Annotated in this window: 10 protein-coding genes; 6 read left to right on the top strand and 4 right to left on the bottom strand. The window is 56.0% G+C overall.

Going from position 1 to position 17,059, the window contains the following annotated elements; genetic code table 11:
• The first annotated feature begins 367 nt into the window (after window positions 1-367).
• The 4 genes from MHH28_RS20855 (at window position 368) to pgmB (ending at window position 7,172) form a co-directional block, all read left to right on the top strand.
• Window positions 368-1,798 (top strand): ABC transporter substrate-binding protein, encoded by a 1,431-nt coding sequence (locus MHH28_RS20855; protein ID WP_405105138.1) that lies wholly within the window; start codon window positions 368-370, stop codon window positions 1,796-1,798.
• 136 nt (window positions 1,799-1,934) lie between these two features.
• Complete coding sequence (locus tag MHH28_RS20850; protein WP_405105136.1) at window positions 1,935-3,050, top strand: carbohydrate ABC transporter permease; 1,116 nt, start codon at window positions 1,935-1,937, stop codon at window positions 3,048-3,050.
• Window positions 3,050-4,141 carry a carbohydrate ABC transporter permease gene (locus tag MHH28_RS20845; protein ID WP_405105134.1) on the top strand — a complete coding sequence of 364 codons (1,092 nt, stop codon included), beginning with the start codon at window positions 3,050-3,052 and terminating at the stop codon, window positions 4,139-4,141. Before MHH28_RS20850 ends, MHH28_RS20845 begins: the two co-directional genes overlap by 1 nt.
• Window positions 4,142-4,160: 19 nt before the next feature.
• Complete coding sequence (gene pgmB / locus MHH28_RS20840) at window positions 4,161-7,172, top strand: beta-phosphoglucomutase (RefSeq protein ID WP_405105132.1); 3,012 nt, start codon at window positions 4,161-4,163, stop codon at window positions 7,170-7,172.
• Window positions 7,173-7,743: 571 nt separating this feature from the next.
• Here the strand turns inward: pgmB and MHH28_RS20835 are convergent.
• A complete protein-coding gene (locus tag MHH28_RS20835; protein ID WP_405105130.1) occupies window positions 7,744-8,721 on the bottom strand; it encodes a LacI family DNA-binding transcriptional regulator in 978 nt (325 codons plus the stop codon).
• Window positions 8,722-8,941: 220 nt separating this feature from the next.
• Between MHH28_RS20835 and MHH28_RS20830 the strand changes: the two genes are divergently transcribed.
• Window positions 8,942-11,905 (top strand): ABC transporter substrate binding protein, encoded by a 2,964-nt coding sequence (locus tag MHH28_RS20830; RefSeq protein WP_405105128.1) that lies wholly within the window; start codon window positions 8,942-8,944, stop codon window positions 11,903-11,905.
• A gap of 81 nt (window positions 11,906-11,986) precedes the next feature.
• On the opposite strand, the gene MHH28_RS20825 is transcribed toward MHH28_RS20830, so the two are convergent.
• Entirely contained in the window at window positions 11,987-13,378 is a 1,392-nt protein-coding gene (locus MHH28_RS20825; protein ID WP_405105126.1) for an aldehyde dehydrogenase, read from the bottom strand.
• A gap of 31 nt (window positions 13,379-13,409) precedes the next feature.
• Window positions 13,410-14,114 (bottom strand): Crp/Fnr family transcriptional regulator, encoded by a 705-nt coding sequence (locus MHH28_RS20820; RefSeq protein ID WP_341183472.1) that lies wholly within the window; start codon window positions 14,112-14,114, stop codon window positions 13,410-13,412.
• Window positions 14,115-14,246: 132 nt separating this feature from the next.
• Between MHH28_RS20820 and hcp the strand changes: the two genes are divergently transcribed.
• Window positions 14,247-15,899, top strand: a complete 1,653-nt coding sequence (gene hcp / locus MHH28_RS20815; RefSeq protein ID WP_405105124.1) for a hydroxylamine reductase — start codon at window positions 14,247-14,249, stop codon at window positions 15,897-15,899.
• A gap of 101 nt (window positions 15,900-16,000) precedes the next feature.
• Here the strand turns inward: hcp and MHH28_RS20810 are convergent, their stop codons facing one another.
• Window positions 16,001-16,975: an aldo/keto reductase gene (locus tag MHH28_RS20810; RefSeq protein WP_405105122.1), complete on the bottom strand. Its 975-nt coding sequence runs from the start codon at window positions 16,973-16,975 to the stop codon at window positions 16,001-16,003.
• Window positions 16,976-17,059 lie beyond the last annotated feature (84 nt).

The following is a 17,059-nucleotide window of genomic DNA, read 5'->3' as shown; positions in this document are numbered from 1 at the left end:
GCACGGCTGCCCGGGTGCCAGGGCGGAACCGTTTCTTTACATGTTTCTGAAAAGCTTTTCAGAATGGCGGGTCAGGGTGATTGTGAACGAATCGTCTCAGCAATCCTGTCCAAAGCACAAGGTACTAACTGACTGTTGGAAGCGCATACATTGGTGGGGAATATAGGAATATGCGCGTATAGCGCGTGTAGATTATATGGTGGAGGATAGACATTGTAATGATCCATTTTGAATGATAGACGTTGAAGGTGCCCATGCTCCATTAGTCTGTAGAAGGAGGTGAGTGGCTGCCCTGCCGGAAGGGGTTCCGGTAACGAAGCTTGCTGAATGCAGTCTCTAAAAACATTTAAAGGGGATGTATAAAAAAATGAAGAAAGCTCCAGCACGTAAACTGTCACTTGCGATGGTGCTATGTCTATCCTTCACCATGATGCTCAGCGGATGCGGCGGCAATAACAACGCTGCACCAACGAAGGCACCGGCAGCTACAGAAGCACCAACAGCAGCACCTTCAGCAGATAACAACGCTGCATCAACAGAGAGTCCAGATCCCGCTGCTGCCGGCAGCCCCTTGGACTTGGCCATGAAGGGTCAATATAAAGGCACGAAGGTCACGATGTTCGGCCCGTTTGTGGATGCTGACCAGGTGAAGTTCGAGAGCAGCATTAAGGAATTTGAAGAGAAGACCGGCATTGATATCCAGTACGAAGGCTCCAAGGAATTCGAAGCCACAATTAATATCCGGGTCGACGGCGGCAATGCGCCGGATATCGCGGACTTCCCGCAGCCGGGCCTCCTGGCCTCCATCGCCAAGACGGGCAAGGTTATCGATCTGACCGGGGTGCTGGATCAGGCGAAGCTGACGGCTAATTACAATAAGAGCTGGCTGGATATGTCCACCATGGACGGCAAGGACGGCAAGATTATGGCCGGGATCTGGAACCGCAGCAATGTGAAGAGTCTGGTCTGGTATCCGAAGAAGCAATTTGACGAAGCGGGATATACCGTTCCCCAGACTTGGGATGAAATGATGGCCTTGACGGAGCAAATCGCCAAGGACGGTGATCCAGCCTGGGCGATCGGTATCGAGAGCGGCGCGGCAACCGGGTGGGCGGCAACCGACTGGGTGGAGAATATTATGCTGCGGACCACAACGCCTGAGAATTATGACAAGTGGGTAAGCGGCGAGCTGCCGTTCACTTCGCCGGAAGTGAAGAACGCGGTGGAAGTGATGTCCAAGATCTGGCTGAACAAGGATTATGTCTACGGCGGCACCAAATCTATTGTCACGACTGCGTTCGGCGATGCGCCTAAGCCTATGTTCGAGAATCCGCCCAAAGCCTGGTTCAATCTGATGGGGAACTTCATTACCAGCTTCTTCCCGGAGACGGCCAAGGTGGATACCGACTATGACTGGTTCTATCTTCCGCCGATTGACGAGCAGTACGGCAAGCCGGTGCTGGTGGCAGGCGATATCTACGCCATGTTCAATGACCGCCCTGAGGTACGCGCTGTAATGGAGTTCTTCACCACTGGCGAATCGATCAAAAGCTGGGTGCAATCCGGCGGTGTCATTGCTCCCATGAATGATGCCCCGCTTGACTGGTACCAGTCCGAATCCGACCGCCGGATGGCGAAGCTGGTACAGGATGCCTCGACTCTGCGCTTCGATGGTTCGGACCTGATGCCGGGCAAGGTGGGTGCGGGGACCTTCTGGAAAGGCATGACCGACTATGTGAGCGGAACGGCTACGCTGGATAAGGCCCTGGAGCAGATTCAGTCAGGCTGGAAGAACTAAGGACCGGGAAGCACGGGACTTAGGCGCCAATAGGTTGCCGGGGGCAGTCTTGGGGAATCGGGGCTGCCCCCGGCTGGTGTTAACAGGTGCTTATGAAGAAGGCTCTGCTCCAACAGAGCCTATAGGAGGAACCGATATGGATGCACAACTAAGGCCGGAGCCGGGTGCTGCCGGGGCGCAGGCCAAGCAGCGAATCAGCGGCAGGGCCGTGCTGGTGTCGCTGGGTGTACTGCTTGCGAATATCGTGGTCAACGGGCTGATCTTCCTGTTTTTCCGTGATTCAACGCTTCATCCGCTGGTGACTGCGGTGCTTGCGGTACTGTGGGGCGTGCTGGGCGTATATCTGATCTATTACACCTTAACCTGGGCGGTGGAGCAGTACCCGGACCATGTCCGCAGGAAGGTGCTGCCTTATGTTTTTGTCGGACCGGCTGTCCTTATTCTTGGTTGGCTGCTGATTCTGCCTGCCCTGCGGACGCTGTACTTAAGCTTCTTCAACGCTTCCTCCGAGAAGTTCGTCGGATTCGGCAATTACGCCGCTATCTTCAGCGACCGTCTGATGGCTACTGCCCTGCGCAATAACCTGCTCTGGGTGTTCGTGGGGACGCTGGCCTGTGTATGCTTCGGGCTGCTGATTGCCATTCTTGCCGACCGGAGCAGCTATGAGCGGATCGCCAAATCTATTATTTTCATGCCGATGGCTATTTCCTTTGTAGCGGCAGGGGTCATCTGGAAGTTCGTCTATTATTATCAGCCGGGCGATGAGCAGATTGGACTGCTGAATGCGATTGTCACCTATTTCGGCGGCGAACCGCAGGCCTGGACGAGTATGCTGCAGCCTTGGAACAATTTCTTCCTTATTATTATTCTGATCTGGATGCAGACGGGGTTTGCGATGGTTATTTTCTCGGCTGCCATCAAAGGAGTGCCCGAGGATATTCTGGAGGCTGCCCGGGTGGACGGGGCCGGCGAGGTGAAGATCTTTTTTGGCATCATGATTCCGTACATCTCCACGACCATCCTGACGGTAACCACCACTATCATCGTCTTCACGCTGAAAATATTTGACGTTGTCATGGTGATGACAGGGGGTCAATACGATACAGAGGTTGTAGCGACGCAGTTCTACCGGCAGTTCTTCATGTACCGCAACTTCGGTTACGGCTCCACGCTGGCTATCGTGCTCCTGATCGCTGTATTGCCTGTTATCCTTATTAATCTGCGGCAGTTCCGCAAGCAGGGGGGATTCTAATGATGGGCAAGAAGAAAAGAAAAGGCGGAAAAACGGCCGTGAATCTGATTCTGGGCGTGATCTGCTTCCTCTGGATTCTGCCGACGTTCGGACTCTTCGCCTCCTCCTTCCGTCCCGCAGCAGATATTCTGCAGACCGGCTGGTGGAAGGTATTCCCCCATCAGGAATGGAAAGCGGGCGAGACAGTGCAGCTCTCCAAGGAGGCTGATCTGCGCGGACCGATTGAGGTGAACGGCAAGACCTATACGGATGAACAGCTTAAAGAGGGTGTGAAGGCGGAGGACAGCCGCCTGATGTGGGAGAACCGCAGGGCGCGCACGGTTAATATGCAGGAGCAGGGCTGGAAGGCAATGCCTGACCTCACGCTCGATAACTACAAAAATGTGCTGTCGGGCAAGGAGTATACGCTTAAGGAAGCGGATGGCAGCGAGACAGTGCAGAAGGGGAGCGGATTGTCTCAGGCGTTCTGGAATACACTGACGATTGCGGTTCCGGCTACGGTGATTCCTGTGCTGATCGCTTCTTTTGCCGCCTATGCTTTCGCCTGGCTCCGGTTTCCCGGACGTAAGACGCTGTTCGTCATCATTATTGCTATGCTGGTCATTCCGATTCAGGTTGCGCTGATTCCGGTACTCAAGGATTACACGGCGCTTGGGCTGAACGGCAGTTATCTTGGCATCTGGCTGGCGCATACGGCCTTCGGGCTGCCGCTGGTTACGTACTTCATGTACAACTTCATCAGCCAGCTGCCGAAGGATCTGTTCGAGTCGGCTTTTATTGACGGTGCCAGCCACTTTACTATATTCAGCAGACTGATTTTGCCGCTCTCGGTGCCCGCGCTCGCGTCCATCGGGATCTTCCAGTTCCTCTGGGTGTGGAATGATTACCTGGTATCGCTGATCTTCATCGGCAACCAGCCGTCGGTGCAGGTCATGTCCATGAAGATCGCCGATCTGGTCGGCTCCCGTGGCAATGACTGGCATCTGCTGACCTCGGCCGCCTTTATCTCGATGCTGATGCCGCTGGCGATCTTCTTCCTGCTGCAAAAGTATTTCGTCCGGGGTCTGATGGGCGGCTCTGTCAAAGGCTGATCAGGAGGAGAATACTGAGATGAAGATGAAGTCCTATGAAGCTCTACCGGCATTATATCCTTACAGGGAGTGGAGTATTGAAGAGGAACGCTACGAGGAGGAGCACAATCAGCGGAGCGAAAGTATATTCGCGCTTGGCAACGGCTATATCGGCATGCGCGGCAATTTCGAGGAAGGGTACCACGGGAAGGCGGGGACTTCGGTAGCGGGGAATTATCTGAACGGCTTCTTTGATTCTGAGCCGGTAGTCTATCCTGAAGGGGCCTTCGGATACCCTTCCCGCAACCAGGCCATGCTGAATGTGACCGATGCCCGTATCATCAGACTCAGCATTGAAGGCCATGAATTCCGGCTGGATCAGGGGAAGCTGCACCGGTATAAACGGCGGCTGGATATGCGCAACGGCATGCTGTACCGGGAGCTGGAGTGGGAATCTCCCGCCGGACACCGGGTGCTGCTGACGGTCCGCCGGATGGTTGCCTTGGCGCACAAGCATCTGGCTGCGATCGACTATGCCGTGACGGCGCTGAACTTCTCCGGCACGCTGAAGTTCGATTCAGCGGTGGACGGCGAGATCCGGCGGCCGGAGGCTACGGCTGACCCGAGGCTGGGAACGGGCGGCGGCGAGCCCCGCCTGCTGCTGGAGGATACCGGCTATGATGAAGCATCCGGTGACCTGTGGATGAAGCAGCGGACCCGGCATACACGGTTCGTGCTGCAGACCGCTGTCAGCCATGGGCTACAGGCGAAGTCCGGGCGCGGGATGGGCCACCAGTTGATCGGACAGCGCATCTCCGCCTGTTATGCCGCTGCTGTCCGCAACGGGGAGACGGTGACGCTTACCAAGTATATTACGTATCACACCTCCAGAGATTACGGGGAGGAGGAGCTGCCCAGCCGGAGTGCTGAAGCCTTGGCACTGGCTAAGGCTACGGGCTTCGCCGGTCTGGCCGAGGAGCAGCGGGCTTATCTGGATCGATTCTGGGCACGGGCTGATGTGGAGATTAGCGGCGATCCTGCACTCCAGCAAGGCATCCGCTTCAATGCTTACCAGCTGCTGCAATCCGTGGGCCGGGACGGAGCAACGAATATTGGAGCCAAGGGCTTAACCGGTGAGGGCTATGAGGGGCATTATTTCTGGGATACGGAGATGTACATGCTGCCGTTCTTCACCTTCACGCAGCCGGAGATTGGCCGGGCGCTGCTGGAATTCCGTTATTCTACGCTCGGCAAGGCCAGGGAGCGGGCGGCGGTCATGGCACAGAAGGGGGCGCTGTACCCCTGGCGGACGATTGACGGCGAAGAGAACTCCGCCTACTTCCCCGCAGGCACTGCCCAGGCGCATATTAATGCCGACATCGCCTACGGCTTGAAGCAATATGTCCTGGCAACGGGCGACATGGAATTCCTCGTTAGCCGGGGCGCGGAGATTCTGTTCGAGACCTCGCGGTTCTGGGCCGACCTTGGTCACTACAACCCTGCGCGCGGGGGCGCCTTCTGCATTGATGCAGTAACAGGGCCGGATGAATATACGGCGATTGTGAATAACAATGCCTATACCAATCTCATGGTGCAGGATCAGCTCAAGTATGCCTATGATACGGCTCTGCTGCTTCAGCGGGAATATCCGGCTGATTTCGAACGGCTGCGGCAGGCGATGGGACTATCCATGGAAGAGGCGGAGGGCTGGAGCAGAGCTGCCGCTTGCATGTATATCCCTTTTGACGAACAGCTCGGCATCTATGCCCAGGATGACACCTTCCTGAGTAAGCGGAAATGGGATTTCGAGCATACGCCTGCGGATCAATATCCGCTGCTGCTTCACTATCACCCGCTGGTGATCTACCGGCATCAGGTGCTGAAGCAGGCGGATCTGGTAATGGCCCTGTTCCTGCTCGGGGACAAGTTCAGCCTGGCGGATAAGCTTCGCAACTACCATTATTATGAGCCGCTGACGACGCATGACTCCTCGCTGTCTCCTTGCATCCACAGTATTTTGTCTGCGGAGATCGGCGATCTGGCCGGGGCGTACAGCTACTTCGACCGCACGGTGCGGATGGATCTGGATGATATTAACCGCAATGCCAAGGACGGGCTCCATATGGCGGCGATGGCCGGGTCATGGATGTCGATTGTGAACGGCTTCGGCGGAATGCGGCTGTACAACGGAGAGTTGAGCTTCGATCCGGCTCTGCCGGAGCAGTGGGAGAGCTACCGCTTCAAGATTACGGTACGCGGGCAGCTACTGGATATCTTCGTTGGCCGTGAGGCGGTGGTGTATACGTTGCTGGAGGGGACGGAGCTTGGGATCAGGCACCGGGAAGAGCTACTGGAGCTGCTTCCGCAGGAACCGGTGAGGATTTCGCTGGCGCACCGGCTGGAGGCCGTAATCTTCGATCTGGATGGCGTAATCACCGATTCCGCTGAATTCCACTATCTGGCCTGGCAGGCGCTCGCGGATGAGCTGGACCTGTCCTTCAGCCGGGAGAAGAATGAACGGCTGAAGGGCGTCAGCCGGATGGAGTCGCTGGAGATTGTACTGGAGGGCAGCGAGCTTGCGCAACTGCCTGAAGCCGGGAAGCTCCGGCTGGCGGAGAAGAAGAACGATCATTACCGGGAGATGATCGGCCGGATCACCCCGGCGGACCTCCTGCCGGGTATCCGGGAGCTGCTTGATTCCCTGCACGAGCGGGGAATCGCTGTGGGGCTGGCCTCGGCCAGCCTGAATGCGCCGCTCATTCTGGAGCGCCTAGGCGCAGCCCGGTGGTTCCAGGCGGTTGCCGACCCGGCTGTGCTCCGGAAGGGCAAGCCCGATCCGGAGATCTTCCTGCAGGCTGCAGAGCGGCTGGGTGTTCCGCCGGGCAACTGCATCGGCGTGGAGGATGCAGCCGCAGGCGTGGCCGCGATCCGGGCGGCGGGCATGAAGGCTGTGGGCATCGGCACGGCCGGGCAGCTTGGCGCGGCCGACTTGGTGCTGCCTTCTACGGCGGAGCTGGATGCGGGGAAGCTGCTTGAGCTGTTTGCGCGTTAGCCGCGTGTGGAAGGCGGCATCGGGCAGCGAGTTTGTTGTCCGTATAGGAAGGGAACGGGCGCGTGGCCGGATGTATGCGAAAAACCGCATACAATGTGCTGGCGAGGAATATAACGTTATTTACTCAAAAGTCGATTTCGTTCATATTAAACATCATTTACTATGAGATTTAAGAAGCCTCTGCATCGCTGCAGAGGCTTTTTCGGCTACACTCCTATGTAGAGCTAAGTATGAGTGGTGTACGAAGCTAACTTTCGGCGATAGATGTATTCTGTACAATTAAAAACCGTAAAAAGGCAGGATTTCTTCTTCTAAGTGTAGTCTGTACAACTAAATTTGCCCAAAAGGGCGAGAACAGGGTATGGCCGGCATTTTAGTTGTACGAAATACAGCTAAACGGGTTTTCGGCGTTAAATCAGACGATATAGTTGTACGGAATGCAGTTAAGTACACCACCACTTGCATCTTAATCAGGTACAGCGAGCAAACCCTCAGTCTTCACCTACTTTAAGCGGTAGCCCTCCCAGGTAATAGCCCTCCCAGGTAATAGCCCTCCCAGGTAATAGCCCCCTCAAGTAGTTGCTCCCTCCTCCAGCTCCACAGGCAGAACGTGAGCAGCGGCCACGCTGTGGCCTTGCATCTGCTGCAGAATAAGATCCACGGCCAGCTGGCCCATCGCTTCCATCGGCTGGCGGATGGTGGTGATCGGCGGGTCGAGCAGGCTGCGGAGCGCGATGCCGTCATAGCCGACGATCTTCACATCCTCCGGGACACGCCGTCCCCTTGTGCGGCAGGCCTTCAGGGCATAGGCCGCGATGATATCGCTGCCCGCAAAAATCCCGTCCACCTCAGGATGCTCCAGAAAGAGCTGCCCGAGCAGCTGCTCATAAGCCTCGAAGTCGAAGCTGTTGTTGTCGGTATGGAGAATGACATACTCCAGGCTGTGCTGCTTCGCCATATCCTCAAAAGCCACACAGCGCAGATGGGATAAGATGTTCAGCTTGGGATGCCCGCCGATATGGGCGAGGTGCCGGCAGCCTTTTTGGATCAGAAGAGTAGTGGCCAGCTTGCCTCCCTCATAATTATCCGAGCAGACATAAGGGATATCTGGTGAGATCTGCCGGTCAAATGTCACCAGGGGCAGATTCATCTGCCGGTAGGCTTCCACCTCCAGCGTATGGCTGCCCATAATAATGCCGTCCACCCGGCTTGCGCGCAGCATGTGGATGTATTCCTGTTCCTTCTGCTTGTCCTGCCACGAATTACAGAGCAGCAGCTTATAGCCTTCCCGGTAGGCATGTTCTTCAATATGACTGGTCAATTCGCCGAAAAAAGGCAAAGACACATGCGGAATAATCAGTCCGATAATGTTGGATTTCGAGCGGCTGAGGGAACGGGCCAGTTCGTTCGGCCGGTAATTCAGCTCCTCCATCGCCTGGTGCACCTTGTGCTTCAATTCCTCGCTTAAGTAACCCCTGTTGTTCAGTACCCGGGATACGGTGGTCGCCGATACGCCAGCCCTCAGCGCAACGTCTTTGATGGTCGGCATAGCCTGGCCTCCTGTCTGAGCAGTCAACAACAGATTCATTCTAACGTGAGCGGTCTGCTCTGTCCAATATGGACGGCTGCTGTCGCTTTTTGTTGTTCCTAAAAACACAGTTACCCCCTATAATTGTATCCAAGCAGTCCTCGTACTTAAGCCCCATGCTATGGATTATCCTTCTACTTGCCAAATTCCGACTATGAGACAGATGAACGGGAGTGTGCGAATGAGTGTAGATCATATTCATCTCAGGTTATTAAGAAGCTTGCTCTTGCCTCTGCTAATCTTCCTGTGTATAACAGGCCCGGCAGGAGCTGCATACGCCGCAGCTGAGGAGCTTCCCGCCCGGAACGTGCTGGTGCTGCATTCCTATCAGAAGGGCTTCGCCTGGACGGATGAACAAGGTGCCGGAATAGAGGAACGTCTCAAGGGCACAGCTAATCCTCCCGTCATCTACACCGAATACATGGACTGGAAAAGGTACCCCACGCAGGGTAACCTCGAACATTTCTACGAAACCATCCGATTCAAATATCAGAACATCCATATTAATACGATCATCACAACGGACGATGCGGCGCTGAGCTTCGCGATGAAGTACCGCCATGAGCTTCTGAACGATGCTCCGGTTATTTTCAGCGGGGTCAACGAGCTGGGGGTGTCCAGTATCGAGGACCGGAGCAACATGACAGGCGTTATTGAGAAAATAGATGCCGCACCCACCATCCGTATGGCGATGGACCTCAACCCTTCGCTGAAAAAGGTGTATGTCGTCTTCGATAATTCGGAGAGCGGCCTGTCGACCGGCCGGATGGTGATGGATCAGATTAGCTCCTTGAATCCGGGGCTTGCGCTATTCCCCATGAACCGTATGTCCATGGAACAGATCCGGACAACGGCAGCCGGGCTGTCTCCGGACAGTATTGTGCTGATGACTACATATTTTAGTGACGCTACCGGAAGAATTGTCGAGTTCGACAGGTTCGCAAGTGAGCTGGGCAAGAGCAGCAGTGTTCCGGTGTACCATATCTATGATTTTGCATTGAACCATGGCGCCTTCGGCGGGAGCCTGATCAGCGGCCGAAGGCAGGGGCAGACGGCGGCCGATCTGGCGCAGCGTATCCTGAAGGGGGAGCGTGCCGAGGATATTCCGGTGGTGACCGACAGCAATGTACGTAAGGTATTTGATTACAATGAGCTGCAGCGCTTCAAGATATCACCGGATCAGCTGCCGAAGGGTAGCGAGGTGATCAACGAGCCGTTCTCCTTTTATCGGACCTATAAAGTGCTGGTGCTGAGCATCGTGGCTGCCTTCGCCGTACTGGTAACCTTTATTCTTGTCTTATTGTTCTATGTGCAGCTGGTCAGAAGGATTAGAAGCAATCTGGAGAAAAGCAATGAACGCTTCGGCCTGGCGACCTATGGCTCGGATGCGGTAATCTGGGACGTTGATATGTCTACGATGATCTATTATTTCTCGGACAGCTGGTATGAGCTGCTCGGGTATGCCCGGGATGAGATCAATGAGAGCCGCGGCGGCTGGCGGGACATCCTCCATCCGGAGGATGCCGAGCAGGAGAACCGGCTGCGCATTCAGCATCTGGAGGGTCGTTCTTCCTACTACTACGCTGAATACCGGCTGCGAAGCAAGGCGGGCGAATACAAGTGGTTTCAGGCGCGGGGCAAGGTGCTGCGTAATGCGGACGGCGGATATGTCCGGTTTGCCGGGTCGATGGTGGATGTGACGGACCGTAAGGGTTATGAGAGTAAGCTACAGACGAGCTATCAGGAGCTGGAGTCGACTTATGAGGAGCTGACGGCGCTGCAGGATGAGCTGCTGGAGCAGTATAACAAGGTAGTGGAGAATCAGGCGCTGCTGCAGACCAGTGAGGAGAAATACCGGCTGCTGGCTTATAATGACGTACTTAGCGGTCTGCCGAACCGGCTGTCGCTGTCCGAGGAGCTGCAACGGTTCATTGAAGAGCATTGCGGCGGCCATGCGGCGCTGTTCTTCCTGGATATCGATAACTTCAAGTACATTAATGACTCTATGGGCCATACCTTCGGGGATGAGCTGCTGGTGCAGGTCGGTGAACGGCTGCTTAGCCGCTCGGATCAGCGCAGCAAGCATTTCCGCTTCGGCGGCGATGAGTTTGTGATTCTGTTCAAGGATGTGGCGGAGGCGGGTGAGGTAATCCGCTATGCAGATTCCTTGGTACAAGGCTTCAAGGAGCCGTTCCAGCTTCATGCAAGTGTGGTGCATATCTCGGCCAGTATCGGAATTGCCCAATACCCGGAGAACGGGGAGAATGCGGAGGAGCTGCTGAAGAATGCCGACATTGCCATGTACAAGGCGAAAGAAGCAGGCAAGGGCAGCTATATGATCTACGGGCAGGAGATGCAGCGGTATTTTGACGAACGGATGATTATTGAGAATCACTTAAGAAGCGCGATATCCAACAATGAGCTGTCGCTGCATTACCAGCCGCTGGTGGATACCGGCTCCGGCGGGATCTGGGGCTTCGAGGCTCTGATCCGCTGGAACAATCCGGTGCTCGGCTTCGTCTCCCCCTTATCCTTCATTAAGATTGCCGAGGACTGCCGCCTGATCGTTCCCATAGGAGAGTGGGTGCTGCGCGCCGCCTGCCGGTTCACCAGGGAGCTGCACAGTCAGGGCTATGAGGGCTATCATATCTCGGTCAATATCTCGGTCGTTCAGCTGATGCAAGACGACTTCACAGAGATGGTGCTTAGCGTGCTGGAGGATACCGGGCTTGCGCCGGAGTATCTGGAGCTGGAGATTACGGAATCAATCTTCATGGAATCCTTCGAGGCGGTCAGCTCCAAGCTGGAGGCGCTCAAGGAGAGGGGCATCGGCATTGCGCTGGACGACTTCGGAACGGGTTATTCCTCACTCAGCTATCTGAAGCAGCTGCCGATTACGACCCTGAAGATCGACAAGTCCTTCATCGACAGTATCGATACCCCGAACAATATGTCTCTGGCCAGCTCCATCGTCACCATCGGCCATGATATGGGGCTGAACGTTACCGCTGAGGGGGTAGAGACCCCCGAGCAGCTTGCTTTTCTGGAGCGGACCCGCTGTGACAAGATTCAGGGCTACTATATCAGCAAGCCTATTCCGGAGAAAGAGGTCGCAGGCTGGGTCGCGGGACGGATCGCGGGTTGAGGTGAGTTAGGTATGTTAAAAGGAAACCTTCTCTCTATATAAAGGAGGTTTCCTTTGTGCTTGCCGCCCCTGCCTCAGACGCTACTTCAGCAGCTTCCGCGCCAGCTTGACCTTGCTGCCGTAGGGCGGGTAGACGATGCCGAGGTCAAACCTCGTGCTTCGCTTAACAATGCTTTTGTGATGGGAGAAAAGGTCGAAGCTGTATTTGCCGTGATAGCCGCCGATCCCGGAGTTACCCACACCACCGAACGGCAGCCGGGTGCTGGCTACATGGGAGATGGTATCGTTGATGCAGCCGCCGCCGAAGGATACCTCTGTCATCACCTGCTGCTCCACCTGCTTATCGCGGGTGAACAGATAGAGGGCGAGCGGCTTCGGACGGGCATTGATGCTCTGGATGGCTTCCTCAAGCTGGTTATACTCCATAATCGGCAGCACAGGCCCGAAGATTTCGTCCTCCATGGAAGCGTCACTCCAAGCCGCCGGGTAGATCAGGGACGGCTCGATATACAGCTCCTCAGGAATAACCGTTCCGCCCAGTATCAGCTTATAGCGGTCCCGCTCCAGCATATCCCCGATCCGCCGCAGCTGGCGTTCGTTAACGATCCGGCCATAGTCTGTGTTATGCCGGATGTCGGTGCCATAGAAATCGGTGACACAGCGCTTCATCCGTTCGATCAGCTCCGCTGCCACCTCGCTGTGGACCAGGAGATAATCGGGCGCAATGCAGGTCTGCCCCACATTGATCAGCTTCCCCCAGATAATCCGCTTCGCGGCGGTCTCCAGGTCGGCGCTCCGGTCGACGATGACTGGGCTTTTGCCGCCCAGCTCCAGAGTGACAGGCACCAGGTTCTTCGCAGCCGCCTCCATGACAATCCTGCCCACAGGCACGCTTCCGGTGAAAAAAATATAATCGAACGCCGCATGAATCAGCAGATTTGTCGTCTCTTTCTCGCCTTGTATTACCCGGATATACGCGGGATCGAAGGTCTCCCGGATCATATCTTCGATAACAGCGGAGGTGGCCGGTGTGCTCTCCGAGGGCTTCAGTACCGCGCAGTTCCCGGCGGCGATGGCGCCGATCAGCGGTTCAATCAGCAGCTGGAACGGGTAGTTGAACGGCCCGATAATTAGCGCCGTCCCGTAAGGTTCGGCTATGATTCTGCTCCGCGCCGGGAACAGATGCAGCGGCGAGCCCACCTTCACCGGCTTCATCCAGCGCCGTAGATGCTTCATCATATAGCCGATGCTGTCCAGCGTGAATCCGATTTCTGTCGCATAAGCCTCGAACTCGCTTTTATGCAGATCCTGGTTCAGTGCAGCAATAATCCGGGCTTCGCTGCGTGAGATGGCATCCTTCAGCTTCCGAAGCTGCTCCAGCCGGAAGGCGGCGGTTCTTGTGACTCCGCTGGCGAACCATTGTCTATGCTCAGCCAGCAGCCGGTCGATCTGCTCTGCAGTGAACGGTGGCATACTTGTATCCTCCTTGGTATGGTGGCGGTCTCTATAGATTGCCTGCCGAAGAAGGCAGAGTCTGGATGTAATCCTGCATCCGGCTCCGGTTCAGCAGGGTGATTTCATTGCCTTTGAATTCGATCCAGCCCTGATCGCGCAGGAATCCCAGCTCCCGCGATAAGGAAGGGCGGGCGGTATTCATATGCTCGGCCCATTCCTTCCGGCTGAAGGGGAGCTTCAGCGTGTCGGATTCCTGCTGTTCTCCCTGCTCCAGCAGGAAGTCTACGATGCGGCGGCGCAGCGGCCCGGCGGACAGATTCTCGATCTTCCGGTTCACAAGCACCAGCCGCTCGGACAGATTCTCGATGAAGCGGGTGAGGATATCGGTGTCGGCCGCGAATAATCTCAGCAGCTCCTGCTTGCTGATGAACATCACCTTGCAGGGACCTGTGGCCGTGACCGTGGCGGGTACGGTGTTATTCCTGCGGAATAATACGGCTTCGCCGATAGTCTGCCCCTCCTTCAGGTGGGCGATGGTCACACTGCTGCCGGTAGGATGTGTCTTCTGCACCTCAATGCGGCCGGACAGCAGAATTCCGAGCCGGTCCGCCGGATCGCCCTCTGCGAGAATAATCGCATTCTTGTGGTAGGAGCTGACAGCGTAAGCCAGTGTATCCAGCAGCTGTCCGATCTCTTCTGCGGACTTTCCGCGAAATAGCAGGCAGGATTGCAGTGTAGCAGGCTCCGGTCTCATACTTTTCCTCCCAAAGTGTAGTCATTGGTAACATTCGTTACCGATTGATAGACGAAAGTCTACTACAATTATTGGTAACTGTAAAGGCGAGGCACAGAGCGGTTCCAATAATGATAAGGAGTGATTCAGGTAATGAGCGAAATGTTTTGTTTCCAGTGTCAGGAAGCAGCTAAGGGGACGGGTTGTACGATTCAGGGGGTGTGCGGCAAGACCAGTGAGGTAGCGAATCTGCAGGATCTTCTGGTATATACACTCAAAGGCATTGCCGTCTTCGCGCGCAGCGGGCGCGAGCTGGGGATCACCGATCCGGTAACGGAGAAATTCATTATAGAGAGCTTGTTCGCTACGATTACCAATGCCAACTTTGTGCCGGAATTCTTCACTGCGAAGGTCCGGGAAGGACTTGCCCTGCGGGACCTGTGGCGCAGCAGAGTGGCCGATGCCGGAGTGATGGCCCATTTGTCGGAGCATGACGCGGCGAACTGGAATGCGGTGACCGATGAAGAGCTGATGGAGAAGGCGGCAACGGTGGGTGTGCTTGCAACGGAGCATGAGGATATCCGTTCCTTGCGCGAGCTGCTGACCTATGGCCTGAAGGGAATGGCTGCCTACATGGAGCATGCCGCAGTGCTGGGCTTCTATGAAGCGGGCGCACATGCTTTTATGGAAAAAGGCTTGGCTGCTGCCCTGGATGACAGTCTGAGCGGCGGCGAGCTGACAGCCCTGGTGCTGGAATGCGGCAAGTTCGGCGTGGATGTAATGGCCCTGCTTGACCGTGCGAACACCGCAGCCTATGGCAACCCTGAGATTACCAAAGTCAATATTGGTGTAGGTACGAACCCCGGTATTCTGATCAGCGGTCATGACCTCAAGGACATGGAGGCGCTGCTGAAGCAGACCGAAGGTACCGGAGTGGATGTGTATACGCACAGTGAGATGCTGCCGGCCCACTACTATCCGGCCTTCAAGAAGTATAGCCATTTCGTTGGCAACTACGGCAATGCATGGTGGAAGCAGAATGAGGAATTTGCCAGCTTCAATGGTCCGATTCTGATGACCACGAACTGTATCGTGCCGCCGAAGGACAGCTACAAGGACCGGCTGTACACGACAGGCAACACCGGTTATCCGGAAGTTCAGCATATCGCGGCAGACGCGGACGGCGGGAAGGATTTCTCGGCTCTGATCGAGCAGGCCAAGCGCTGTAGCGCTCCGGTGGAGATTGAGACAGGCGAGATCGTCGGCGGCTTCGCGCATGCGGCGGTCATGAATGTGGCGGATCAGGTGGTTGGAGCGGTAGAGAGCGGCGCCATCAAGCAATTCTTCGTCATGGCCGGATGCGATGGACGGATGAAGAGCCGGAATTATTACACCGACTTCGCAGCAGAGCTGCCTAGTGACACGGTGATCCTTACTGCAGGCTGTGCCAAATACAAATATAACAAGCTGGCGCTTGGCGATATCGGCGGAATTCCCCGCGTGCTTGATGCCGGGCAGTGCAATGACTCCTATTCCCTTGTGGTCATCGCGCTTAAGCTGAAGGAAGTGTTCGGTCTGGCGGATATCAACGATCTTCCGATCTCCTATAACATTGCCTGGTATGAGCAAAAGGCGGTCATCGTACTGCTGGCGCTGCTGCATCTGGGCGTGAAGAACATTCACCTGGGTCCTACGCTTCCGGCGTTCCTGTCGCCTAATGTAGCCAAGGTCCTGGTCGATACCTTCGGCATCGGCGGGATTACTACCGTACAGGAAGACATGGAGCGGTTCATCGCTGCGGTCTAATACAAATTCAATATGAGCCAAAAAACATAAAAGCGAGCCCCCGTATACGTATACGGGGGCTCGCTTTGTGTGTGTATAGATATGAACGTTACCGTCAGCGCTTATGGCAGCCGGTAGACCGCAAACGGCTCGCCGGTGCGGAAGGCGGCGCTAGCCTGGTCAAGTTGCTCAAGTACCCCCGCATCCGGCGAAGCAGAGAGACTCTGCAAATTATGCTGTACCTGCTCTACTGTAGTCGCGCCGACAATCACTGTGGAGACGGCGGGCCGGTTCATCAGCCAGGCCAGGGATAGAGCTGCAGGTGAGGTGCCCAGCCCTTCCGCAATGGCCTGAACCCGCTCCCCAAGCAAGATGCGCTCCGGGGTAAGGAAGCGGCGGAAGTTCGGATCGGTCTCTGCTCTAGAGCCGGCAGGGGCCTTGCCGCTGCCGGCATATTTGCCGGTAAGGATGCCGCCCGCCAGAGGGAAGTACGGGATGATGCCCAGACCCTGATCCAGACAGAGCGGGAGCAGCTCGGCTTCGGGCGTGCGGTCAGCCAGTGAGTAGCTGCACTGGATAGAGATGTATTTCGCCCAGCTGCGGGCTTCGCTGATCCCGAGCGCCTTCATCAGCTCCCAGGCGGCATAATTGGAGGCTCCGATATACCGCACCTTGCCTGCGGAGATCAGATCATCCAGCGTGCGTAGAGTCTCCTCCAGCGGTGTGTAGGGATCGAAGGTGTGAATCTGGTACAGATCCACATAATCTGTCTTCAACCGGCGCAAGCTGCCCTCCAGCTCCTGCATCAGATGATGGCGCGAAGAGCCGCTGCCGCCGGGTCCCTCATGCTTCGGCAATCCGGCTTTGGTGGCCAGCACGGCGCTGTGGCGTCTGCCTTCAAGCGCAAGTCCGATAATCCGCTCGGATTCAGACCCGGCATAGATATTGGCGGTATCGATGAAGTTAATTCCCAGGTCCATGGCGGCGTGAATAATGCGGACGGAGGTGTCCTGATCAGCCCGTTTGCCGAATGAATTGGTGCCCAGACCCAGCGCAGACACCTGCAGGCCGCTATGGCCTAGCCGGTTATATCGCATGCTATCACTTCTCCTTATCTGGTAGACCATCATAATTAAACAAGTGTTTTCATTCCATAAATGCGGCAAGGGATGAAGCAGCGT

Origin of the sequence: Paenibacillus sp. FSL K6-1217, assembly GCF_045040735.1 — a bacterium.
GTDB lineage: Bacteria > Bacillota > Bacilli > Paenibacillales > Paenibacillaceae > Paenibacillus_AQ.
This window is presented reverse-complemented; position numbering and strand designations above follow the sequence as displayed.